The organism is Paenibacillus sp. 2TAB26 (assembly GCF_052115145.1).
Lineage (GTDB): Bacteria > Bacillota > Bacilli > Paenibacillales > Paenibacillaceae > Pristimantibacillus.
The window spans coordinates 1-376 of record NZ_JBFRGC010000144.1; the positions used below are offsets into that span (position 1 = coordinate 1).

Genomic DNA, 376 nt, shown 5'->3' on the forward strand with positions numbered 1-376 from the left:
CTCGCCAGCCGCGCGGCCGTGAGCCGTCCGCCCCAGACGCATCCTGTATCCAGCAACATCAGATTGGCGCGCATCACCAGCCCCAGCGTCGACCAGTGTCCGGCGACGACTGTCACGTCCGCGGTTTGGCGCCCCGGCACGTCGAACCACGGGAGGAAGCCGTCCGGCGCGCCGCCGGGCCCTTCCTTGGTCTTCAGGTCCATGACGCCGTCCGCTGTGCAGAACCGTAGGCGTGTCAGCGCGTTGACCACGACGCGGTGGCGTTCGATGCCGCGCAAGCCGGCGTCCCAGCGGTCTGCCGCGTTACCGAAGACGTCGGCAAGAAAGCCTTCCCAGTTGGCGCCCTGCAACTGCTCCTCGACCTCACGTGCCAGAT

At 68.4% G+C, this 376-nt stretch carries 1 protein-coding gene; it reads right to left on the bottom strand.

Features of this window, described 5'->3' with window-relative positions; all coding sequences use genetic code 11:
- On the bottom strand, window positions 1-376 hold a 376-nt coding region (locus tag AB4Z50_RS36255), incomplete at both ends, for a hypothetical protein (RefSeq protein ID WP_441887353.1).